This window comes from Paenibacillus ihumii (assembly GCF_001403875.1).
GTDB lineage: Bacteria > Bacillota > Bacilli > Paenibacillales > Paenibacillaceae > Fontibacillus > Fontibacillus ihumii.
Window position 1 is genome coordinate 1,023,091 of record NZ_LN884299.1, and the last position, 22,698, is coordinate 1,045,788.

Sequence of the window (22,698 nt, forward strand, 5' to 3'; positions counted from 1 at the left end):
TAAAGATCGTACAAGGGTACGATCTTATTTTTATGGAAGCGCTGTATCATAGGAGGTGTAAAGAGAAAACATAAACTAGCCCTCTCGGGCTGGCGAGACAACCCTAATATCAAAGGAGGTTGTACGGATGAAAACGATTGCTATTGCAGGAACATTTGATTCAAAGGGTACGGAGTTTTTATATGTAAAATCCGTGATTGAAGGTCTTGGGCTTCAAGCGTTTACGATTCACTGCGGCGTATTCGAACCTATGTTTGCGCCGGATGTCTCCAATATCGAGATCGCAAATGCTGCAAATGCCGATATCCGGGAGATTGCCGCCCGCAAAGACCGAGCCGCCGGAACAGAAATACTGGCGAAGGGGATGGAGAAGATCGTTCCGAAATTGTATGCCGAAGGGAAATTCGACGGTATTCTATCCTTCGGCGGAACAGGCGGAACATCGATTGTTACCGCCGGTATGCGAAAGCTGCCGATCGGAGTTCCGAAATTGATGGTCTCCACCGTAGCTTCAGGCAACACCGAACCTTATGTAGGGACAAGCGATATCCTCATGTTTCCGTCTATCGTGGACGTATCGGGCTTAAATTCGTTTTCGACGAAAATATTTACCAATGCCGTTCATGCCATAGCCGGTATGGTGCAATTCGAGTCGGCGCCGCCTCGAGACAAAAAACCGCTAATCGCGGCAACGATGTTTGGCGTGACAACACCCTGCGTCAATTATGCCAGAGAATATCTGGAGGAACAAGGATACGAGGTGCTGGTATTCCACGCAACAGGCACAGGCGGCAAAACGATGGAAAGCCTGATTGAAGGCGGATTCATTGACGGGGTGCTGGATCTTACGACAACCGAATGGTGCGATGAGCTGGTCGGCGGAGTGTTGGCTGCCGGGCCGCACCGGCTTGAAGCAGCCGGACGCTGCAAAGTTCCGCAGGTTGTTTCAACCGGTGCCCTGGATATGGTCAATTTTGGACCGTATGATTCCGTACCGGAAGCCTTCAAGAGCCGGAATCTGTACAAGCATAATCCTTCGGTGACTCTAATGCGGACGACGCTCGCGGAGAACCGGAAGCTGGGCGAAATCCTCGCAGATAAATTGAATCAGGCGCAGGGCCCGACTGTATTAATGCTTCCGTTAAAAGGGGTCTCCATGCTTGATGTAGAGGGCCAGCCATTCTATGGGGCTGAGGAGGATGCGGTGCTGTTTGCGGCATTGAGACAGAACATTAACCGCCAAACGGTTGAACTGATTGAAATGGATACCGACATCAATGACCAGACATTTGCTGTCGCGGCGGCCAAGAAATTGATTGAACTGATGAACCGGAAGCCTTGAACGAACACAGCATGAATGAATTCATTCAGAGGAGGAGCAACGATGAAAACAAGACAAGAGATTTTAGCGAAATTAAAAGCGGAGGTAGCTGCAGGCAACGTATTGTTGGGTGCAGGGGCAGGAACCGGCATTTCAGCCAAAAGCGCGGAAGCGGGCGGGGTTGATCTGATCATTATTTATAACTCGGGCCGTTACCGCATGGCCGGACGAGGTTCGCTTGCCGGATTGATGGCTTATGGAGACGCGAACCAAATCGTGGTGGATATGGGCAATGAAGTGCTGCCTGTCGTGAAGAACACCCCGGTGCTGGCTGGTGTCTGCGGTACCGATCCGTTCCGCATTATGGATATTTTCCTGAAACAGCTTAAGGATCAAGGTTTTGCCGGCGTTCAGAACTTCCCAACGGTGGGCCTGATTGACGGCGTGTTTAGAGCGAACCTTGAAGAAACCGGCATGGGATATGACTTGGAAGTCGAGATGATCCGTAAGGCGCATGAGCTCGATCTGTTAACGACGCCTTATGTATTTGATGCGGAGCAAGCGAAGAAGATGGCCGAAGCCGGCGCGGACATATTGGTCGCGCATATGGGCTTGACGACAAAAGGAACCATCGGCGCGAAAACGGCGCTTTCCCTCGATGACTGCGTGGAAAAAATCCAAGCCATTTGCGATGCGGGCAAAGCGGTGAATTCGGACATTATGGTGCTGTGCCATGGCGGACCAATTGCCGAGCCGGAAGATGCGGAATATGTGCTGTCGAGAACGAAAGACGTTGAGGGTTTCTTCGGGGCATCCAGCATCGAGCGTTTTGCGACGGAGGTTGGCATTAAGCTGCAAGCGGAAGCTTTTAAAAACATTTTGAAGTAAGCAGGGGCGGCATCATGGAAAGCAGGGCCGTTCAGCTGCAGTGTTCTTATGCGGAACATGAGGATATCCTAAAACTTTTAAAGATGCTTGTCTCATTCCGGGTTGAATGAGGCGGGCATTTTTTTTACGGGGATCGTATGGAGTTATCAAGGGTTGTCCGCTTGCTGTCCGGTTTATGACCAGGGGAAGGCCGTACGCTGTAATTTAGACGTGTTAAATTTGTATTGTGGAAAGGAATAGAGAGGGACGAAAAGCCGCTGACTCTTGTCAGCGGCTTTTGGCATTCTTCAGCCACGGAAGCAAGGCAAGCAGACGGGGGAGGGGGGTGATACCATTGCGCAATGTCGGAGCCGGTGAATTAGAGATGCTGGAATGGTGTGCTTTATGAGAAGCGCAGTGACAGCCAAGCTGCTGGAGGCTGTGCCTAGCTTGAAAGCGATCTACAACTCTGCTCAGGAGATTAGAGATGGAGCATTACTTCCATACGCCTTGTATTTGTTGGGCGAGGAAGGAAGCGGCGCTTGGTCGGGCTTGAGACAAATCATCGAGCTGTGGCCTTATGTGTCCCGCTCCAGCCCGGGTGAACTGGACGGTCTGAGCGAGCAAATGGTCCATGCGCTGGACAAGCAGCTGTTAACTGCGGAGACGGGGGAAAGGTTCCTGTGCTTATTTGAGGGAACCGCAGGAGCGGATGTGCTCGATGAGCCCCGGGACGCGGTGAAGCGAGGATTGCGGTTCGCCTTGATCGTGCCGCAATTTATAAGCCGGGCGGGGCAGATCAGCAGCGATCCTTGGCTTAACGCAATCCAGCAATGGACGCAGGGCGTGCTCGGTCCGGCTTGGCAGGTTCATAATGGCAGCTGGCTGCCAGGCTACGAGCCTCCAGCAGTGATGTGGCGGATTACTGATATGGAAACGGCACCCCGCGGCAAAACGAATTGGGAGCTGAAAAAACAATTCACCGCCTTTATCGTAGGGACGGATGCTGATCAGGAGCATCAGGCCATTCTTTCCCTTATAGAGGGTCTGGGCCAAGCCGTTAAGATTCCTTTGCAGCCTGAGGACAAGTCGTACTTAACCGTTCTTGAACCAAAGGTGAATATGAACGCGAATGGAGTAACGGAAGGACAATTGTCAGTGGCGTTTAGCCGGCGGATCACGGGCTCTCTTGATGCCGGGCCGCTAATGCAGTTTATTCAGCATACAAGATTATAAATTTGAGGTGAAGAGCTATGGCACAAAAAAAGCAGACAGCTAAAGCAGCTAAAGCTGCCAAAGCATCTGAGGCAGCTGCGCCGGTGTATCCGCTTGGTGAAATTATTCAGCAAGCGGAAGCACTGATGGGCGTGAAGCCTGAGGTGCTGGCCGGCGCATTCCATTCGATGTCTGGCGCCAGTTTGACGGTGCAGGAAGCAAGGAAGCAGGTACAACAATTTTTGAATAGGAAGGTGAAGTAATTATGGCAGCAGGAAACTGGAATTTGACGAATCAACCGGTATTGCCGGGGCTGTTCATGAACTTTGTAAGTGCGGCGGGATCAGCGATCAGGCCGGGCGCGCGCGGCGTGGTGGTCGCTCCGGTCAAGGCGCATTGGGGCCCGATTGGCCACTTTGTAGAAGTGACGAGCGAGAATGCCATCAAGGAGCTGTTCTCGAATGACGAATCCGGCGGTGCGACGGCTTATACGACATTGTTCTTGTCCTTGCTTGGCGGTGCGAACAAGCTGCTGGCCTACCGGATTGCGGACAGCTCGGCTGCACCGGCGGAACTTGCGCTGAAGAACAGCGAAGCGGACGCGGAGGATGCGTTAAAGCTTAGCGCCAAGTACGCGGGGGAGCGCGGCAATGCTTTTAAGGTGACGATTCAGCCGAGCCTGGCGGTGCCTAGTGTAAAGGAGCTCAAGCTGTATGAAGGGAACGCGCTGCTGCGCACGATTCCACTTGGGAATGGCGGTGTAGATGACGCTGTTGCCGCGATCAATGAAGATCAGGGCAATAAGTGGATCGTAGCACAGAAGCTTGCCGAAGGCGTACTCGCTGATGTATCCAGCGTCGCTCTAGAAGGCGGATCCAGCGGAATTTCAGGGATTACGAACGCGGATTATATCGCGGCTACGGAAGCTTTTGAGACGCAGGATTTCCATGTGTTAACGCTCGACGGGGTTACGGATGAGGCGCTTCGTGCAAGCCTAGTTGCCTGGATCAAGCGAGTTCGCAGCGAAGGCAAAGGCATTATGGCTACACTTGGCGGAACATTCGCGGAGGATACAGGTGCAGATGCGGTGAACAAGGCGATTGCCCGCAGCGCAACAGCTGATTTTGAAGGAATTATCAATGTTGGGACAGGGGCCGTGTTGAATGGCAAGCCGTATTCTTCCGGACAGGTCGCCTCCTGGGTGGCCGGATTGATCGCTGGACAAGCGCTCAAGGAATCTACGACGTATGCGGCTTCTCCGTTTGAAGACGTGACCCGCCGCTGGACGCGCTCGGAGCAGGAGCAGGCGGTGCAGAACGGCGTATTTCTGCTAGTGCATGACGGCCGCCGGGTCAAGGTGCTGCGCGGGGTGAACAGCTTGATTACCTTGCAGCAGGGACAGAACAAGGGCTGGAAAAAAATCCGCAAAATCCGCGTCATCGACCAGATTAATGCTGATCTGCAGCGGCAGGCGGAGGATCATTACATTGGCAAGGTCAATAACACGGAGGAAGGCCGTCAGGCGCTGATTAGCGCGGGCAAGCAGTATTTGCAGACCTTGGCTGCGGAGAGCATTATTGAGGCGACGGGCTACAATGTCACCTTGGATCCGAGATTTTACGGGGATGGCGCTATCATGCAGCCTGAGGATGATCAGGTGTTCCTGACCTGGTATGCGGATGATACTGATGTAATGGAGCAAATTTTCGGCACGTTCTACGTGCAATAAATTTTGAGGGGGAAAATATAAGATGGCACAATATCTCGATCCAAGTCGCGTCATTATGGGGACGTTCGGGCAAATTTTTATCGATGGGGTATGGCAGTCGAACCTGAATCACTTGGAGGCCAACGTAGAGGCGGATAAAAGAGAGCTCAACCTGGTGGGCACGGAATATACCGTCTTCAAGCTGGGACGCAAAAAAGGCACTGGCACGATGAGCGGCTATAAAGTCACTTCCGATATGATCCAGAGAGGCTTCCAGAAATTCAATATTATTCAGAAGCTGGAGGATCCGGAGGCCTACGGTTTCGAGCGGATTGAGCTGAAAAACTGCATGGTTGACAGAATTCAGCTGGCCAACTGGACGGCAGGGGAAGAGGTTGTTGAGGAAACGCCGTTCACCTTCGAAGGCTATGAGCTGCTTGACCCGATCCAAGGACCTTAATCATTGTTGACATTGAAAGGGGATAAACGAGTATGAGCGATGTAAAACAGTGGAACGAACAGGATATTCTCGACGGTCTCTTCGAGACGGCAGCGAATCTGCCGGAGGAGACCGTTTTTATTTCGCGGCTGAGCCTGCGGATTACGCTGTGCGGCTTGACCTCCAGCAAGGTGGACTCCATCCGGGAGCGCTGTACGATTCGCAAAACGACGAAAGGCCACGTCTCGGAAAAGATCGACAGCGAGCTGTTTAATGCAACGCTGATTAAGGAAGCGACCTCTGCTCTGGAGGTTGTGCGCAAGCAGGGCGACGGCCAGGAGCATAGTGTGAAGCTGAGCGGCTGGGGCGATGAGCGCATTACGAGCCGCCTCAAGCTGTCGGGCGGAGACGAAGCGGTGCGCCGTCTTCTGCTCGCCGGGGAGCTCGATGCCGTAGGCGATAAGGTGCTGGAGCTGTCCGGCTTCGGAGTGGACATTGCCGACCTAAAAAACTAGCAAACTCCGGCGGCATGACGACGCTCTTGTTCCATATGTGGAGCAGGCATAGTCTGCGCCCCGGAGAGTTCTGGTCTCTTCCGAAGGGAGAGCGCATGCTGCTGCGGGCTTTTACGGAGATGGAGCTGGAGATGATGTCATCTTCAGCCTCGCCGTCCGGCTCCGGGCGGAAGCAGCCTGGATGAGTCCGTATGGCTGAATTACGGCAGAAAGGAGGTAAAATGTGGCAAATCAACAGCTTCGTTCAATAGATCTAGCAGTCGACTCCCGGGATATCGATATTGCGGAGAGGAAGCTGCGAAGCCTGGATCGCATGCTGCTGCAAACCCGGCGGCGCGCCCTCGCTCTGGGCAGCACCAGGATGCGGCCGAGCATTACGTTAGAGGACCGTTTCACGGAAACGGCCATCCGGCTGAGCGCAACGATGAAGCGGCTTAATCAGGCTGCGGCCCGTCCGGTGGCCGAGCTGATCGACCTGGCGACGCCGAAGATCGCCGAGATCAGGGGCGCGCTTCAGGAGCTGAGCGGTACCCGCTGGCGGGTTGAGGTGGATGTTGCAGGCTTTGGTGCTGCGTTTGGCAGCTCTGTTGCCGAACAGATCTGCGCAGAGGGGCAAAGTTTATTGCAGCGGATTTCGGTGACTTTTCAGGAAGCTTTAGAGTGTATTTTTAATGCGTTAGAAGTTGGTGAATGTCCAGCTGAGGCGGCAGGAGAGTGCAAATGCGGAGAATCCTCGGGATGCAGCCCGCAAGAGAGCGAGCCGCTATGCGAAGGAGCGGGCAAGACGCTCGGTCAGGTATTTTTTGAGGCATTCCTGGGGCTCATTGATCCTCAACGTATTGTTGAGAAGTTCTCGAATATTCCGTGGGATACGATGATTTCCGATGCCGGGAACGCTTTGAAGGAATTCGGAAAAAAATTAATAGAGTCAATAAAATCTGATATAGTTGACGGAGCGCAAAAGGAGCTTAAAGATCAGTGGAGTAATAAATGGCTTCCGAAGATCAAGGATTCCTGGCAGAATAGCAAAGTAAAACAAGCGTGGGACAACAGCAAGGTAAAGAACGAGTGGATTCCCAAGGCCAAAGACTTATGGAATAACAGTAAAATAAAGGGCTTTATGGATAAACCTTGGGTGAAGAAGGTAACGGAGTTTATAGGCAAGGGTAAAAAGATAATAAAAATACCGGGTATTTCACAAATCCAATCAGCCCATGAGATATTTACTGCCAAGACTGATAGGGAGAGAGCAGGGAAAATAGGGGGCTTTGTGGGCGGCTTGATTGGAACGGCAGTAACGGGCTTCTTTACTAAAAACTATATAGCAACAGTAGTTGGAAATACAGTAAGTGATATGATTGGTGAAAAAATCGGGGTAGGCATATATGACTTATTTAGTGAAAAAGGAAAACGCACATTCCATGACCCACCTTACCCTCCGGGAACGACTATAGCTGATGCCTACTTAAGTGGTGGGGGAAGGAAATCGCACCCAACTACCGATATAGAACAACTCAAGCACGAGATTATTTTCGGTACTGGCAGTAAGCCTTCTGGAACCCCGTTAACGGACGAGGAGATTTTAAGTGCAGCTGAGTATTTCAAGTCATTAAATGGACCGCTCCCTGCGCCCACTGCTCCTGTACCCGTTCCTCAAGCAGCTGCACCTCAGCAAGCCCCTGAGATTATAGTAAATATGCCCCCAGGGATGGTTCAAATTCATCAGCAGCAACAGGAAATCGATATTGATAGTATTTCAAAGCAGGTTGGCTGGCATGTGACTCATAATATAAGCAGAGTACTTATAAATATGACTAAATAAGGGGGGAGCAAAGAGTGGAAATCAGGTTAAGAGATGAAGCCGCAGGCACCGATTTCGTGTTCCCCGTCAACCCGGAAGAGGTGAGGATCACTCGGGGCAAAGGCTACGAGACCTTGAATATGCTATCTTATGGGGAATTTGATATGGCAACGGCAGAGAGGGTGAGGGAAATCACCTTCTCTTCTTTTTTTCCCGCACGGTGGGGAGATGCCGAGGCTAAGCCGAGTCCAAAGGAAGCGATGCACCTCCTGACGGAGATGATGAACAGCAAGCGTCCCGTTCGGTTGATGATTGGGAATTTGGTGAACTTGCTCATCTTTATCACGGTGCATGACACTGCGTTTAAGGGCGGGGAGCCCGACGACATTTATTTCGATCTGACGGCCCGGATGTGGAGGCAGCCAAAGCTTCATACGAAGGCAGGGAGTGCTGCAGGCAGCGGGAATAGCGGTGGTGGATCGAATCGTCCTGATTTGAAAAAAACACCAAAAGCCTACACCGTCAAGTCCGGCGACAGCCTCTCTAAAATCGCTAAGCTTGAGCTAGGCGACAGCTCCAAGTGGTCGGCTATATACAATTTGAACAAGAAAACGATCGGCCCTAATCCCAATTTGGTTAAGCCGGGGCAGAAGCTGGTGATGCCGTCATGAGTTATGAGGTTGTTTTGGAGAATAAGCACTATTTAAGGGAGCTGATCGAGAGCATCTCTTTAACCGACTCGCTGGATCAGATTTCGTATGAGGCCCGCATCAAGCTGCGGGCGCCTGAATCTGGACTGGCCATTGCTCCGGGGCAGACGATTCGCATAAGCGGCGTGCCCTTTGGAGGCAAGGAAATGGTCTATCTGCTGAATCCCGGCGTGGTGTGGGAATGCATCAGCAGTAATCGCGGCAGCAAGAGCCTCAGCCTTGTGGTCTATGATCGGACGATTTACCTCGCGAAATCGGAGGATGAGTACTTGTTCTCTTCGGGAGGAACAGCAAGCCAAAGGCTCAAGAAATACGCTCAGGACTGGCAGATCAAGTTGGCCTCCATTCCGGACACGGGAAAGGCGCTAAGCAAGGCGACTTACCGCTCTCAACCGATCTATAACATGATCGTTACGGATCTAAGGGAGACGGTGAAGCTTGGCGGGGATGCGTACATGCCGCGGATGACGCCTGCGGGTCTCGAGCTGTTCAAAATCGGCAGCAACACAATCGTATGGAAGCTTGAAGCTCTGGAGGGCATCGACCAGCATAGGACCTTGGAGGGAACGGTCACTAAGGTCAAGGTGATTGGCAGCACCAATAGCAGCAAACCAGCGAGTCCGAGAACTGGCAACGATAAGAACAAAGCCGATCCCCCTTCGCATTTTTTGGCGGTAGAGACGGGAGAAGTCAGTAAATTCGGGACTTTGCAGCGGATTGTTCAGGACGAGGATGTAAAGGCTCCTGCAGACGCGAAAAAACTGGCTAAAAGCATGCTGACCGGACTCCAGGAGACCTTCACCGTCAACGGGCTCGACATTAACACGCTGCGGGCCGGGGATAAGGTGGAGCTCAACGGTATGGAGCTGATCGTCATGTCGGTATCGCATGAGCTGGGCGACCCGGGCCGGATGTCGCTGGAGCTGGGGTCATATGATTATGTGAAAAGGAGGTATTATCTGAACCATGGCTGATCCATATAAATCGTTGGCAGCAGCGTTTCGGGAGCAGATGACGGGGTATGCCAAAGATATGCTGTCCGGCATATCCACGGAGCTCGGAACGATAACGGCGTCGGGGCTGAAGCTGGATAATTTCAAGCACGAAATCAAAAGTTATTTAGTTGCGGATTTTCCGGTTACCCTGGAGGTGCCGGCTTTTCACCTGGTGGGCACGATGATGTCGCCCGTGGATCAGGAGGGCTATCCGCTGGGAGTGCCTGGACCGCGAACGCGTTTTGAATTTGAGGCGGCCGAGATCAAGGATGTTCACGTCAATCTGGCGGATGGCCTGCAGCCGGGGGATCGTGTCGTTGCCGTTAATTTAAATGGCGGCCATGATGTGGTCGTTATATGCAGGGTGGTGAGCCAAGATGGCTAATTTATTTCCAGAGGAGAAGGAATGGGGAGCGGGTGCGGACAGTTTGGAGCTGACTGATGCGCTTGATGGGCAGAGCTCGGGAGCTGGAGGAGCTGGTGGAATGTTTGGACGCAGCTGGCTGTTTGATTTTGAGGCCGGGGAGTTCCGGATGACCCCCACGCGAAAAATCGTGCCCGCCGACGAGACCGCAGCCTGGATTATGTGGTGCGAGAAGGCCGTGCGAACGGCAAGATACCATCATATCATATACTCCCGCAACTACGGGCAGGAATACGAAGGCCTAATCGGCCGGGGGATGAGCCGGGAAGCGCTGGAATCGGAAATTCAGCGCATGACGACGGAGGCATTGATGGCAGATCCGCATACAGAGCGGGTGGATCAGTTTTCTTTTCGCTGGTCGGGGGATGCCTGCCTGTTCTCCTGCCGCGTGATGAATGTAAGGGAAGATACGGCGGTTTTGGAAGGGAGCGTGACTGTGTAATGGCAGGATTGCCAGTATATTTGCAGGAACAGACGGAAGAACAGATTATGCAGCGGATGCTAAGCCGGGTGCCTGACGATATCGACAAATCGGAGGGCTCTTTTATTTGGGATGCGCAGGCTCCTGTGGCTTTTATGCTATCGGAGGCCGCGCTTTGGGCCAGGCAGGTGCTGGAATGGGGCTTTGCCAGCTCGTCCTATGGGCCATACCTGGATATGCGGGCGGCAGAGCATGGCGTTGCGCGGCGTGCGGCGACGGCGGCAACCGGACAGGTTCGGTTTACCGGAACGCCCGGAACGACGGTGCCGGCAGGTACGCTGGTAGCTACTCCGGCAGATGAAATGACGGGGGAAGCTTCCATTGAGTATGCGACGACGGCTGCTGTGACACTGGATGACACCGGTATGGCATTAGTGGGGATTCGCGCCGTAGAGCCAGGCCGCAATGGCACAGTGCCTGCGGGTGTGATTACCGTAATGTCTGCCCCGGTAAACGGGATTGTGGCAGTGACGAACCTGGAGGAGACGCGGGGCGGCACGGATGTAGAGTCGGATGAATCGCTGTTGGAACGTTTTTTGAATCAGGTGCGAAGCCAAGGAACGAGCGGGAACAAAGCCCAATATATGAAATGGGCCGGAGAGGTGCCGGGCGTTGGCGGCGTACAGGTTCATCCGTTATGGAACGGAGCGGGAACGGTCGGCATTTATTTGCTTGATGCGGACAAACGCACGGCTAACGAGGATATCGTGACAGCCGTCCAGCAGTATATTGACCCGACGCAGGACGGGCAAGGGGAAGGCATGGCCCCGGCCGGGCCGGTCGTAACCGTGATGGCTGCTGAGGAAGTGCCGATTCATATCAGCGTTAAGCTTACTTTGGCAGACGGTGCTACGTTGGCCGAAGTGAAGGCGCTGATCGAAAAGGGAGTACAGGCTTATTTGAAGCAGCTGGCTTTTGCCGATCCGCTCGTCCGGGTTACGCGCATTGCTTCGGTTCTGCTGGACATTCCGCCGATCATCGATTATGCGATGTTAACGGTGAATGGCAATGCAGAGACAAATGTCCAGATTCAACCTGGCCAGGTAGCTGTGTTAGGGATGGTGGATGTGTATGAGTAGTGCAGTGACGGCATGTTTTTGGGGTCATATGCAGAAGTCAATGCTTGCTGTTGAGGATGGTGCGAAATAATGAACTATAAAGTGATGTTGAGTGCTGGGTATAAAGCGATAATGAGTGCTGGAAATGGTGGTCGTCTATGAGTATTCAAATGATGACAAGCCCGAGAGGGCGCGAGCTTTTTTCGTACCTTCCGGGCTATTATGAAACCTCCCGCGTCATGCGCGGGGACATGGATGCAAAGGGCGCTGAAATGGATCTGCTGTATCGGGCGCTGGATGAGACGTTGGAGCAGTTTTTCGTAAAGACGGCCACTTGGGGGCTGGATCGTTGGGAGCAAGAACTGGGGATTGAAACAGACTTGACCAAGCCACTGGAACAGCGGCGTGCCGTTGTGGAGTCAAAGCTGAGGGGTGCCGGGCAATTTACCGGCCGATTGGTCAAAAATGTAGCCGAAGCATACGACGGCGGCACTGTTGATGTATTTTTTCAACCGGAGGAATGGAGCTTTACGATTAAGTTTATCGATACGATAGGCATTCCCCCTAATCTGGATGACTTGAAAGCTGTTATCGAGGAGCTTAAACCGGCGCACTTGGCGGTGGAATATGAGTTCAGTTATTTGCTCATTCGGGATATTCAAGCCGTGATGACTCTCGGAGAACTGCAGCAGGTGCCGCTATCAAAATTTGCAGGAGGTGGTTCAGTTGGCAAGTAACACAGAACATCTGAATTTGCTGAAGAAGGATCCGGTAGCGGATGGGAATGAGACGTTTAATATTGAGACGATGCTGAACGAGAATTGGGATAAGATTGATGCTGCAGTGGGACAAGTGCGGGAAGAATTGCAGGATATTGATATTCCACTGTCGGACGCAACGGTCGGGACCCGTAGTAATGTCGCGGCTTCAGAAAAAGCCGTCGGTCAGGTCATGAGTGCGGCAACATCCGCACAGGATACAGCTAACGCAGCAAATACTGCAGCGGCAGCAGCGCAGGCGAGGGCTGATTCGGCTTTTCAGCTTGGAGTTGAGCGGAAAAATGAAGTGGTTGCCGCGCTTAATTCCATGGGTGTACCGGCATCCACGAGCGAATCATGGGATTCGCTGATTGGTAAGATGGCAGCGATTATTAATAGAGGAGGACAAGTGATTACTCCTGGAACAACAAATAAAGCTATTCCAGCAGGATATCACAATGGGAGCGGATATGTTGTTGGTGAACCGAATCTTATAGCTGGCAACCTTCCGAAGGATAAAACTTTTTGGGGGATAGTAGGGGCGCTGGAACGCATGACAACTGCTGAAAAACAAGCCATTGCCAACGCAATAACCGGTAAGGGCGTTGTAGCGTCTGCCTCTGATACGAACGCAATACTAGCGCAGAAGATTGGGCAAATAACCACACAATTAAAGCAAGCTTCTGGGAATGCCAGTGGGAGTCATTCATTGGAAGTAAACAATCTGGATTTCAATCCTATGGTGATCATGTTCGGATATTCAGGAAACTTCCGGTATTCAGTTAATAGTTGGGATGACAGAACTGCTAGCGTATCAGGTGATGCCTATTTTTTTAGAGAAGGAGACCTTTCGTATAAAAGACTAATTTCGGAAACTAATTCAGGGAGAGATGGTTCGACAAATTTAGAGGTTACTGCCACTAATAAATGGCTTCCTAATGGATTTATTATCAATGTCAGCTTGTGGACTAATTATTCAATTACGTATTCTAGCAGGGGAATAGGCAGATGGTATGCATTTGGTATATAGGTAAACACTATAATTAAAAGCAAACCTCAGGTTAAAGTATCATTGTTTTAAATTGTTTGCCCCCGATCCCGGGGGCTATTCTTTTTGAAACGGAGGGAGCAGGATGGAAATTACGATACTTATCTCCATTGCGACAGCCGTTAGTGGAATTTTGCTAGGCTGGTTGGGGCGCACACGGACCATACGCCAGGATGCAGCCAAAGATGCGGAGGCCGGGGCGACCCTGCAGACAGACGTAGAATATATCAAACGCGGCGTCGATGATATCAGGGTGGACGTGCGAATTCAAAGCCAGCGCTTAGATGGAATATCCGAACGCGTCACGCGGGTAGAGGAATCGACCAAGCAAGCGCACAAGCGGCTGGACCGCCTGGAGGAATAAACTATATTAAAAGCTGGAAAGGAAGATAGTGATGGACTGGAACGTTATTTTTGAACTCATTCATCCGTATTTATTCGGAGTTGTGGCAGTATGTTGGGTAATCGGTTATATTCTCAAAAAAACGCCCAAGATTCCCGATTGGAGTATTATATATATCGTTACCTTCGTTGCAGTTCTGCTAACCATTTGGCTGCTTGGATGGGGGCCGGATTCGCTGATTCAGGGCATTCTTACCGGAGCGTTTGCGGTATACGGCAATCAGTTCGTGAAGCAAGCATTGAAAGGGGCCGATGATCAATGAAAACGGTATGGATCGACGCGGGGCATGGAGGGAAAGATCCGGGAGCAACCGGAAATGGATTGAAGGAAAAAGATATTACTCTCCTTATTTCGCTTGCCATGAAGCAACAACTTGAAGCTCAGTATGCGGATGTGAAGGTACTGCTCTCACGGACGACAGATGCTGATATCACCTTAAAAGAGCGTACCAGCAAAGCCAATCAAGCGGGCGCTGATATTCTTATCTCCGTTCACTGCAACGCCGGGGGTGGTGCCGGAGGATTCGAGTCTTACCGCTATACCTCGGCATCGGCGGCATCTAAATCTCTACAAGATATGCTGCATAACGCAATTATGGCGGAGCTCAAGCCTTATAACGTCACTGACAGGGGCAAAAAGGCCAAAAATCTTCATATGCTTAGGGAAAGTAAAATGCCCGCGGTGCTGACAGAGAATTTGTTCGTTGATGTAACTGGCGATGCGAACAAACTGAAGCAGCAGGAGGTAATTGAAGCCATCGTCAAAGGACATGTAAAAGGTATTGCTCAATTTTTGAGATTGGAGCCTAAAGGAGGTAAACAGCGAGAAGCGGTTGATCCTGAAAAAACAAAGAACTGGAAAGAAAGCGGCCGCGAATGGCTCATTGCGAACGCTGGGATCAGTCCGGACTGGAAAGCAACCGACCCGATCGATATCGGAACGCTGGGCACGATTCTCAGCAGATTGCAGAAGTAAATTCCCATAGCGCCTGGGAGTTTACTCTTCAAGATTGCAGCTTTATTGTAGGACTTGTTATTTTGCAGTCGGTTACTTGTCTACCGTTTCCTCGATGCATGTCTATTAGTTGTCCCGCTCGCTATCTAATTGTCATTTATCACTATCCGCTATTCGCTGTCCATTATTCGTTAATCTCTAATCTTTTAATCTATAACAGCCACTCGTATTTAGCTAGTTAGCTAGAACTAATTGTATTTGTTACATTTAAAAACTGCCGTTTATCGATGACAACATAAACTAGCTGCATTTCTTACAGTTAGAAATGAGATATGGAGGCTAGTCAGGCAAAATACCGTAAACTAAATGTAGGAATTACATTTACTTCGCAAAACTTACCCTTATTCGCCTAAGTAAATGTAGAATATACATCTAGCGGACGTCCTCCCATACTAGACTACCAGCTTGCAGGCGAGTCGCAGTAATTATTACCCATGGCTAAGCCTGAATCTAAAGGAACAAAGGATTAGCAACCCCATTGATCTCAAGACGCAGACTCCCTGTAAGTTTCTTTAAGACCAATACACGCTAAACAGAATGTACGCCACATATGCACACCCCATCAGTATGCAAAATGCAATAATCCACAAAATCCCCTTCCCTTTGCCTCGATATCTTTCGCCAAGCTTCCACATGATGCAGTCCCCTTTCAGTTTCACATGATCGATTTTCCCTTTAATACCCCATGCTTCTCCTCTCCCGCATACTATTCCTTAACGTTGCCTGACAAACGAGCCATCTTAAGGAAAAATCCGGGCAATCAGGCGCCCTTTTCCACTTGTTAAAGAACATAAGTTCGTATATAATACAAACAAATGTTCTTATCGGAGATGATTCTGGTGAAAAAATACATCAACCAAGTAGTCGAAATTATTTACATGGATCGCAGCGGTCATATTACCCAGCGTTCGATTCATATTCATGCTGTTCATGGTGAACTGGTGCGGGCAACATGCCTGTCGACGGGAGCTCCAAGAGCCTTTAGAAAGGAACAAATCCTTGCTCTTCGTCCTGTAAAGCAAACTTCAAAGCAATTCGAAAAAATGAAGCTTTCTGCAGCTCATTCTGAAGACGTTCCTGTAAGCCATTTAGCAGCAGGCTATCCTGCAACTCATTCTGGAAACGTTCCTATAAACCACACAGCAGACTATCTTGTCAACCATCCCGCAAAACACTCTGCTATTCATCCTGCAAACCCATCTGCATCTGGGAAAGGAGGCAGCTATCATGCTTCCTGATTTAGAACGCAAACTGCTGCGAATCATTCACAACTTTTGGTCGCAGCGCCGCCGCATGCCTACCCTAAAGGAACTTGAACGTACAACTGGCAGGGAGGAGCGGGTGATCTTAACAGCCATAGGAAGGCTGGAAAGCGATGGATACCTCCAATGGCCGGACAAACCCAAATTAGACAGCTTGAGGCTGGTGAATGCTCCAGGGGCGGGGGAACAAGCTAAAGCTAGGCCGCGTGGGGGATTGCGCAGCGATATCGATTACTGGACGAATTATTGAAGATTACATATAAATGGAGCTATTGAGGATAAAAAATACTTGCCTTTTCAGAGGAGCAGCTTTAGAATCTAAGTAAGAACTTGTACGTACAATCAATGTTCACTTTGTATTTTAAGTTGTGATTGTATATACAAGTTAGCAGGTTATTACTTAAGAGACTAATCACTCTGGGAGGCGTTAATGCAATGAATTTGAAACCGTATTCATTTTGGTTTGTAACAGGAAGTCAGCACTTGTATGGTCCGGAGACGCTGGAAGAAGTAGCCGATCATTCGCGCATCATTGCCGAGCAGCTGGATAAAGATCCTGTATTTGCTCAATCCATCGTTTTTAAGCCGATCGTAACTACGCCGGATGAAATTTATAAATTAATTGTTGAAGCGAACAGCGATGCATCCTGCGCAGGGATCATTACGTGGATGCACACGTTCTCCCCGGCCAAAATGTGGATCCGCGGCCTGTCTCAGCTGCAGAAGCCGCTGCTTCATTTTCATACGCAATTCAACCGCGACATCCCTTGGGAAACGATTGACATGGACTTCATGAACCTGAACCAGTCCGCGCACGGCGACCGGGAATATGGTCACATCGGTGCCCGTCTTGGCATCGCCCGCAAAATCGTTGTCGGTCACTGGGAGGACGCGGAGGTTCGTCAGGATATTGCCGGATGGATGCGGACAGCCGTCTCCTATGCAGAGAGCCGCAGCCTGAAGGTAGCTCGCTTTGGGGATAACATGCGCGAGGTAGCGGTAACCGAAGGCGACAAGGTTGAGGCGCAAATCCAGCTTGGCTGGTCGGTGAACGGGTACGGCATCGGCGATCTAGTACAACTGGTAAATGAAGTAAGCGATGCTGAAGTAAAGGCGCTTCTTGATGAATATGCTGAGAAATACACGATTACCAAAGAAGGCTTGAGCGCTGGTCCGGTTCGCGACTCGATCGCTTATCAGGCCCGCCTTGAAATTGCGATGAAACGGTTCCTTGAAGCAGGCGGCTTCGGTGCGTTCACCACGACATTCGAGGATTTGCATGGCCTCAAGCAGCTTCCGGGCTTGGCCGTACAGCGCTTGATGGAAGCCGGCTACGGCTTCGGGGGCGAAGGCGACTGGAAGACCGCTGCATTGACGCGCGTGCTTAAAGTGCTCGCTGACAATAAGAATACTTCGTTCATGGAGGACTACACGTACCATTTTGAGCCAGGCAACCATATGATTCTAGGCGCGCACATGCTGGAGGTCTGCCCGACGATCGCTGCCACGAAGCCGTCGATTGAGGTTCATCCGCTGGGCATCGGCGGCAAGGAAGATCCGGCACGCATCGTCTTCGATGGTCAAGACGGCCCGGCGGTCAATGCGTCCCTCGTGGATCTCGGCCACCGCTTCCGCCTGCTCGTCAATGTGGTGGATGGAGTCAAGGTAGAGAAGCCGATGCCGAAGCTGCCGGTTGCCCGCGTACTGTGGAAGCCGCAGCCGTCGCTTAGAGAATCCGCGGAAGCCTGGATCCTTGCAGGCGGTGCTCACCATACGGTGCTCTCCTACAACATCACGGCGGATAACCTGTCGGATTGGGCAGAGATGGCCGGAATCGAGGCCGTCATTATCGATAAGGATACTTCGCTGCGCCGGTTCAAGAACGAGCTCCGCTGGAGCGATATGGCATATCGTCTGCGTTAATGGCCTGAGAGATCCCGTTTCCGCGCGTTCCCCGGCCTATGATACAATAGCGGATATAACAAGAGCAATTTGGCTGAGGTGAATGATGAGTAATCGGCGGATTCCAAAATATTTGCAGCTCAAAAACGAGCTGTTGTCATGGTTCGAAACGGGAAAGCTCCAGCCCGGACAACAGGTTCCATCGGAGAATGAAATATCCGAGCAGTTCGGCATTAGCCGGCAGACGGTGCGTCAGACGTTCGGCGAATTGGAGAAGGAGGGCTGGCTGGAGCGGATTCAGGGCAAAGGCACCTTCGCGAGAAACCCATTGCGCCGAGAGGGCGAGCAGGTAAAGACGATCGGAATTATAACGACATATATTTCGGATTATATTTTTCCGCACATCGTACGCGGCGCCGAGGCGGAGCTGCGGAGCAAAGGATACCGGCTGCTTCTATCGAGCACGGATAACAATAAAGAGAAGGAAATGGAGAGTCTCCAGTTGATGACGAGCCAGCCGCTGAGCGGGCTTATCATCGAGCCGACCAAGAGCGCGGAGGGCAACCCGAATTTAAGCTACTTCCTGTCGCTGCAGGAGAAGGGCATTCCGTACCTGATGATCAACGAGAAGTATCGCGAGCTGGAATGTCCTTGCCTGAAGGTGGATGACGAGCTTGGCGGTTATTTAGCTGCACGACATCTGCTGGAAAAGGGACACACCTCTATCGTCGGGTTCTTTAAGCGGGATGACCTGCAGGGGGTAAATCGCCTTAAAGGTTTTCTGGCGGCGCACCGGGAGTTCGGGATCAGTGTATCTCCCCAACGGGTAGTAACTTACACGACGGAGGAGAAGGAAGAGGCCCCTTTCAGCCAGGCTGTACGGCTGCTGCAGCAGGATGAGGAAGGGCGCCCGACCGCCTTCGTATGCTACAACGATCAGTTGGCGGTCGTCCTGATGGAGGCCATTCAGCAGAGCGGCCTGCGTGTTCCGGAAGATGTCTCGGTCATCGGCTTCGACGATTCCTCCCTGGCGCTCGCTTCCGGCACGAAGCTGACAACGCTGACGCATCCAAAGACGGAGATGGGTGAGCTGGCAGCCCGGCAGCTTATCGGAATGATCGAGCAGGGGCTGGTGTTTGAGGACACCATTTTCAAACCGGAAATCGTTGAGCGGGAATCCGTACAAAGAAGGAGACAGGCGAACGAAGAAGTGGAAATGCACAGCTAGGGTCCGATTCGGACTCTAGCAGCATATAACTTGTACGTACAATATGTATTGATTTGATTGGACATTTGCATTTTGGTCTGACTAGAACTTTGATCTGACTAGATAAGATGAACTATTGAAATGAATGTGAAGCAAGTACGTACAATTTTCCTTCAATCGCTGCTGCTTCTGGATTTCTTGGATGATACTAAAATGCCGTACCACGTACCATAAGATGCATATACCAAACTGTGCTGTATTAAATGGAATGCAGGTATCTAATTAGGCTCTAAACAATTGTTTTAGGGAATTAGATGGATTTATATACCTAAGATTAAGGAGCTAGTCCAATCATTGGCGATGTTCCATCATATAACTACATGAAATCCATTTAAATCTATGTTTCCTTTCGTACCGTAGAAACTAACGGCTATAAATCCATTTATTTTAAGTTGAACGATAAAAATGGGTACGAGGCAGGAGGCAAGTACGTAAACTGTTCCTACGACGCTGTGTCTCCAGATCCCTTGGATGGTTAGGTTCATGGAATGGTACAGATACATTGGATGATATAGGTTCATGGGATGTTTTCTCTTGACTGCCTCTCAAATTTTTGAGTTCAGTTCATTTTATATGGATATTTGCAATTTCATTTTGACTGATCCTTCAGTTTGAACTAACACTGGATACTTGTAGATTACTCAACTAGATACTTGTACTTGCAGTTTGATCTAACTAGATACTGATAACTCTGGGATCTTTGCAGTTTGATCGGATTGGATACTTGATTTATAGAACTGATTTATAGAACTGGCTCATAGGCCGGGTTCTAGATCTGACTCTGCTTTTCTGATCCCAGGATTAGGTAACTGCAATAGATGATTTTAGAGGAAACTTCGAGCTAAGCAATGGTGATATACAACGCACAAAGCAATGATAGGCTACAGGTTCAAAGAACTGTGCAATGATGAGGTGCATGTTCAAAAAATGATGAGACGAAAGGAGTGACCGCGTATGTTGGAGGCGCTTAAACAGCAGGTTCTGGAAGCGAACCTGGAGCTGCCCAAGCACGGGCTGGTTACATTTACATGGGGGAATGTCAGCGGGATTGACCGGGAAAGCGGACTGTTCGTCATTAAGCCGAGCGGCGTGCCGTACGAGGAATTGAAAGCGGAAGATATGGTCGTCGTCGATCTGGAAGGGAATGTCGTTGAGGGCAAGCTGCGGCCATCCTCCGATACCCCGACCCATATGGTATTGTACCGGTCTTTTCCGGATATCGGCGGGGTAGTGCACACTCATTCCCCTTGGGGAACGAGCTGGGCGCAGGCCGGAAAGGCGCTGCCGGCTTACGGGACGACGCATGCGGATTATTTCTATGGAGAAATCCCCGTGACAAGGCCGATGACGCGGGAAGAAATCGAAGGGGCGTATGAGCTGGAGACGGGCAACGTGATTGTGGAACGGTTCGCAGATCTCGATCCGAACCAGGTTCCGGGTGTACTGGTGCATGCCCACGCCCCTTTTGTATGGGGCAAGGATGCCCATAATGCGGTTCATAATGCGGTCGTTCTCGAGGAAGTAGCGAAGATCGCGGCACGCATGCTGATGCTGAATCCGGAGGCGGCTCCGATGGATCAGACGCTGCTGGATCGCCATTTCCTGCGTAAGCACGGAGCCAAGGCGTATTACGGACAACAATAATGGGATATGGGACGAAAGGTTTTTTCTAGCCAACAATATGGAATATGGAACGAAGGGTTTTTTCTAGCCAATATAAAGCGATATGGAACGAAGGGTTTTTTTCTAGCCAATATAAAGCGATATGGAACGAAGGGTTTTTCTCTAACCAATATAATGGGATACGGAACAGGAGGTTTTTTCTATGGCTAACAAGTATACCATCGGGGTGGATTACGGAACGCAATCAGGCCGGGCGGTACTGGTTGATTTATCGAATGGCCGCGAGGTGGCGGATCACGTAACCCCGTATCCTCATCATGTTATCGATGAGCAGCTGCCGGGCTCCGGCATCAAGCTCGAGCATGACTGGGCGCTGCAGCATCCTGGCGATTATCTGGAGGTGCTGCGCAATTCCGTGCCGGCGGTCATCCGGGAATCCGGGATCGATCCGGCAGACGTGATTGGGATCGGGATCGATTTCACGGCTTGTACGATGCTGCCGATCGATGAGCAGGGCCAGCCGCTCTGCTTCGATCCGAAGTACATCGATGAGCCGCACAGCTGGGTGAAGCTGTGGAAGCATCATGCGGCCCAGCCGGAAGCGGATAAGATCAACGAAATCGCGGCGGAGCGCGGTGAGGCGTTTCTCCCGCGTTACGGCGGCAAAATTTCATCCGAATGGATGATCGCTAAGATATGGCAAATCCTCGATGAAGCGCCTGAAATTTACGAGCGTGCAGATATGTTCCTGGAGGCGACGGACTGGGTCATTTCGCAGATGACGGGCAAAATCGTCCGCAACAGCTGCACAGCGGGTTATAAAGCGATTTGGCATAAGCAGGACGGCTATCCGAGCAAGGAATATTTCAAAGCGCTTGATCCAAGGCTGGAGCATCTCACGGATACGAAGCTGCGCGGTGAAGTGATTCCGCTCGGCACGAATGCGGGCGGGCTGACCGAGCCCATGGCGCAAATGATGGGCCTCAAGCCGGGCATTGCGGTGGCTGTGGGGAACGTGGACGCTCACGCGGCGGTGCCGGCGGTCGGCGTCGTTACGCCGGGCAAGCTCGTCATGGCGATGGGCACCTCGATTTGCCATATGCTGCTGGGCACGGAAGAGAAGCAGGTTGAAGGCATGTGCGGCGTCGTCGAGGACGGCATTATCCCGGGATTATACGGATATGAGGCGGGACAGTCCGCGGTGGGTGATATTTTTGAATGGTATGTGGAGGAGGCGGTTCCCGGCTACGTCAAAGAAGCCGCGGCCAAGGAAGGCATCGGCGTCCATCAGTGGCTGGAGAAGGAAGCCTCAGCTTATAAGCCCGGACAGACCGGATTGCTTGCACTGGATTGGTGGAACGGCAACCGTTCAGTTCTCGTCGATACGGATTTGACCGGCCTGATCCTAGGGATGACTCTGCTTACGAAGCCGCAGGAAATTTACCGTGCGCTGCTGGAGGCTACAGCCTTCGGAACCCGCAAAATCGTAGATGCTTTCCATAACAATGGGGTTGCGGTCGATGCGCTGTATGCTTGCGGCGGATTGCCGCAGAAAAACCGCCTGCTGATGCAGATATATGCGGATGTTACGAACCGCGAAATCTTCGTCGCTGATTCCAAGCAGACACCGGCGCTAGGCGCTGCGATGTTTGCGGCGGTAGCCGCCGGGGAAGAGACTGGCGGCTATAATACGATCCTTGATGCCGCCGAGCGCATGGCACGGGTGAAGGAGGAGACGTTCAAGCCGATTCCGGAGAACGTGGAAATTTATGAGCGTCTATACCAAGAATACAGCAAGCTGCACGATTATTTTGGCCGCGGCGAGAACGACGTGATGAAGCGGCTTAAGAGCATCAAGAAATCTACGGAGTAACGCCATCCGACTGG

25 protein-coding genes are annotated in these 22,698 nt (G+C 51.4%); all 25 read left to right on the forward strand.

All coding sequences use genetic code 11. The features are described 5' to 3' along the window. The first annotated feature begins 127 nt into the window (after positions 1–127). The 25 genes from BN2762_RS12215 to BN2762_RS12330 all read left to right on the forward strand — a co-directional run bounded on the left by BN2762_RS12215 (position 128) and on the right by BN2762_RS12330 (position 22,684). On the forward strand, positions 128–1,342 hold the full coding sequence (locus BN2762_RS12215) for a Tm-1-like ATP-binding domain-containing protein (protein WP_055107250.1): 1,215 nt from the start codon (positions 128–130) through the stop codon (positions 1,340–1,342). 42 nt (positions 1,343–1,384) lie between these two features. Continuing rightward, entirely contained in the window at positions 1,385–2,209 is an 825-nt protein-coding gene (locus BN2762_RS12220) for a phosphoenolpyruvate hydrolase family protein (RefSeq protein WP_055107251.1), read from the forward strand. A gap of 384 nt (positions 2,210–2,593) precedes the next feature. Beyond that, positions 2,594–3,424, forward strand: a complete 831-nt coding sequence (locus BN2762_RS12225; protein WP_148499934.1) for a hypothetical protein — start codon at positions 2,594–2,596, stop codon at positions 3,422–3,424. Positions 3,425–3,441: 17 nt separating this feature from the next. After that, entirely contained in the window at positions 3,442–3,666 is a 225-nt protein-coding gene (locus BN2762_RS12230; RefSeq protein WP_055107253.1) for a YqzN/YkzM domain-containing protein, read from the forward strand. A gap of 2 nt (positions 3,667–3,668) precedes the next feature. Beyond that, complete coding sequence (locus tag BN2762_RS12235) at positions 3,669–5,132, forward strand: phage tail sheath family protein (RefSeq protein ID WP_055107254.1); 1,464 nt, start codon at positions 3,669–3,671, stop codon at positions 5,130–5,132. 22 nt (positions 5,133–5,154) lie between these two features. Next, positions 5,155–5,571: a phage tail tube protein gene (locus BN2762_RS12240; RefSeq protein ID WP_055107255.1), complete on the forward strand. Its 417-nt coding sequence runs from the start codon at positions 5,155–5,157 to the stop codon at positions 5,569–5,571. Positions 5,572–5,603: 32 nt separating this feature from the next. Further along, entirely contained in the window at positions 5,604–6,065 is a 462-nt protein-coding gene (locus BN2762_RS12245) for a phage tail assembly chaperone (RefSeq protein WP_055107256.1), read from the forward strand. Between the two features lie 35 nt (positions 6,066–6,100). Continuing rightward, on the forward strand, positions 6,101–6,250 hold the full coding sequence (locus BN2762_RS27270; protein WP_222861131.1) for a cupin domain-containing protein: 150 nt from the start codon (positions 6,101–6,103) through the stop codon (positions 6,248–6,250). 38 nt (positions 6,251–6,288) lie between these two features. Further along, positions 6,289–7,887 (forward strand): hypothetical protein, encoded by a 1,599-nt coding sequence (locus BN2762_RS12250; protein ID WP_055107257.1) that lies wholly within the window; start codon positions 6,289–6,291, stop codon positions 7,885–7,887. Positions 7,888–7,901: 14 nt separating this feature from the next. Then, entirely contained in the window at positions 7,902–8,537 is a 636-nt protein-coding gene (locus tag BN2762_RS12255; protein WP_055107258.1) for a LysM peptidoglycan-binding domain-containing protein, read from the forward strand. Continuing rightward, on the forward strand, positions 8,534–9,550 hold the full coding sequence (locus BN2762_RS12260; protein WP_055107259.1) for an XkdQ/YqbQ family protein: 1,017 nt from the start codon (positions 8,534–8,536) through the stop codon (positions 9,548–9,550). The genes BN2762_RS12255 and BN2762_RS12260 overlap by 4 nt, the downstream gene beginning before the upstream one ends. Beyond that, the gene (locus tag BN2762_RS12265) at positions 9,543–9,956 is read left to right on the forward strand and encodes a hypothetical protein (protein WP_055107260.1); all 414 of its coding nucleotides are present in this window, start codon (positions 9,543–9,545) and stop codon (positions 9,954–9,956) included. Before BN2762_RS12260 ends, BN2762_RS12265 begins: the two co-directional genes overlap by 8 nt. Then, on the forward strand, positions 9,949–10,437 hold the full coding sequence (locus tag BN2762_RS12270) for a DUF2634 domain-containing protein (RefSeq protein ID WP_055107261.1): 489 nt from the start codon (positions 9,949–9,951) through the stop codon (positions 10,435–10,437). The genes BN2762_RS12265 and BN2762_RS12270 overlap by 8 nt, the downstream gene beginning before the upstream one ends. Next, positions 10,437–11,555, forward strand: a complete 1,119-nt coding sequence (locus tag BN2762_RS12275; protein WP_055107262.1) for a baseplate J/gp47 family protein — start codon at positions 10,437–10,439, stop codon at positions 11,553–11,555. Before BN2762_RS12270 ends, BN2762_RS12275 begins: the two co-directional genes overlap by 1 nt. Before the next feature lie 137 nt (positions 11,556–11,692). Continuing rightward, complete coding sequence (locus tag BN2762_RS12280; RefSeq protein WP_055107263.1) at positions 11,693–12,271, forward strand: YmfQ family protein; 579 nt, start codon at positions 11,693–11,695, stop codon at positions 12,269–12,271. Beyond that, positions 12,261–13,322, forward strand: coding sequence for a hypothetical protein (locus BN2762_RS27275; RefSeq protein ID WP_055107264.1), 1,062 nt, complete (start codon positions 12,261–12,263; stop codon positions 13,320–13,322). Before BN2762_RS12280 ends, BN2762_RS27275 begins: the two co-directional genes overlap by 11 nt. Positions 13,323–13,425: 103 nt before the next feature. Then, positions 13,426–13,704 (forward strand): hypothetical protein, encoded by a 279-nt coding sequence (locus BN2762_RS12290; protein WP_055107265.1) that lies wholly within the window; start codon positions 13,426–13,428, stop codon positions 13,702–13,704. 31 nt (positions 13,705–13,735) lie between these two features. After that, complete coding sequence (locus BN2762_RS12295; RefSeq protein ID WP_055107266.1) at positions 13,736–14,005, forward strand: phage holin family protein; 270 nt, start codon at positions 13,736–13,738, stop codon at positions 14,003–14,005. Beyond that, positions 14,002–14,718 (forward strand): N-acetylmuramoyl-L-alanine amidase, encoded by a 717-nt coding sequence (locus BN2762_RS12300; protein ID WP_055107267.1) that lies wholly within the window; start codon positions 14,002–14,004, stop codon positions 14,716–14,718. The genes BN2762_RS12295 and BN2762_RS12300 overlap by 4 nt, the downstream gene beginning before the upstream one ends. An 878-nt stretch (positions 14,719–15,596) precedes the next feature. Next, positions 15,597–15,995, forward strand: coding sequence for a hypothetical protein (locus BN2762_RS28165; RefSeq protein WP_316246794.1), 399 nt, complete (start codon positions 15,597–15,599; stop codon positions 15,993–15,995). Then, on the forward strand, positions 15,985–16,269 hold the full coding sequence (locus BN2762_RS12305) for a hypothetical protein (protein WP_055107268.1): 285 nt from the start codon (positions 15,985–15,987) through the stop codon (positions 16,267–16,269). Before BN2762_RS28165 ends, BN2762_RS12305 begins: the two co-directional genes overlap by 11 nt. Positions 16,270–16,454: 185 nt before the next feature. Further along, positions 16,455–17,942, forward strand: coding sequence for an L-arabinose isomerase (gene araA / locus BN2762_RS12310; RefSeq protein ID WP_055107269.1), 1,488 nt, complete (start codon positions 16,455–16,457; stop codon positions 17,940–17,942). A gap of 85 nt (positions 17,943–18,027) precedes the next feature. Further along, positions 18,028–19,149: a GntR family transcriptional regulator gene (locus BN2762_RS12315; RefSeq protein WP_055107270.1), complete on the forward strand. Its 1,122-nt coding sequence runs from the start codon at positions 18,028–18,030 to the stop codon at positions 19,147–19,149. Between the two features lie 993 nt (positions 19,150–20,142). Beyond that, complete coding sequence (gene araD / locus BN2762_RS12325; RefSeq protein WP_055107272.1) at positions 20,143–20,832, forward strand: L-ribulose-5-phosphate 4-epimerase; 690 nt, start codon at positions 20,143–20,145, stop codon at positions 20,830–20,832. A 181-nt stretch (positions 20,833–21,013) separates the two neighbouring features. Next, positions 21,014–22,684 carry a ribulokinase gene (locus BN2762_RS12330; protein WP_055107273.1) on the forward strand — a complete coding sequence of 557 codons (1,671 nt, stop codon included), beginning with the start codon at positions 21,014–21,016 and terminating at the stop codon, positions 22,682–22,684. The last annotated feature ends 14 nt before the right edge of the window (positions 22,685–22,698 follow it).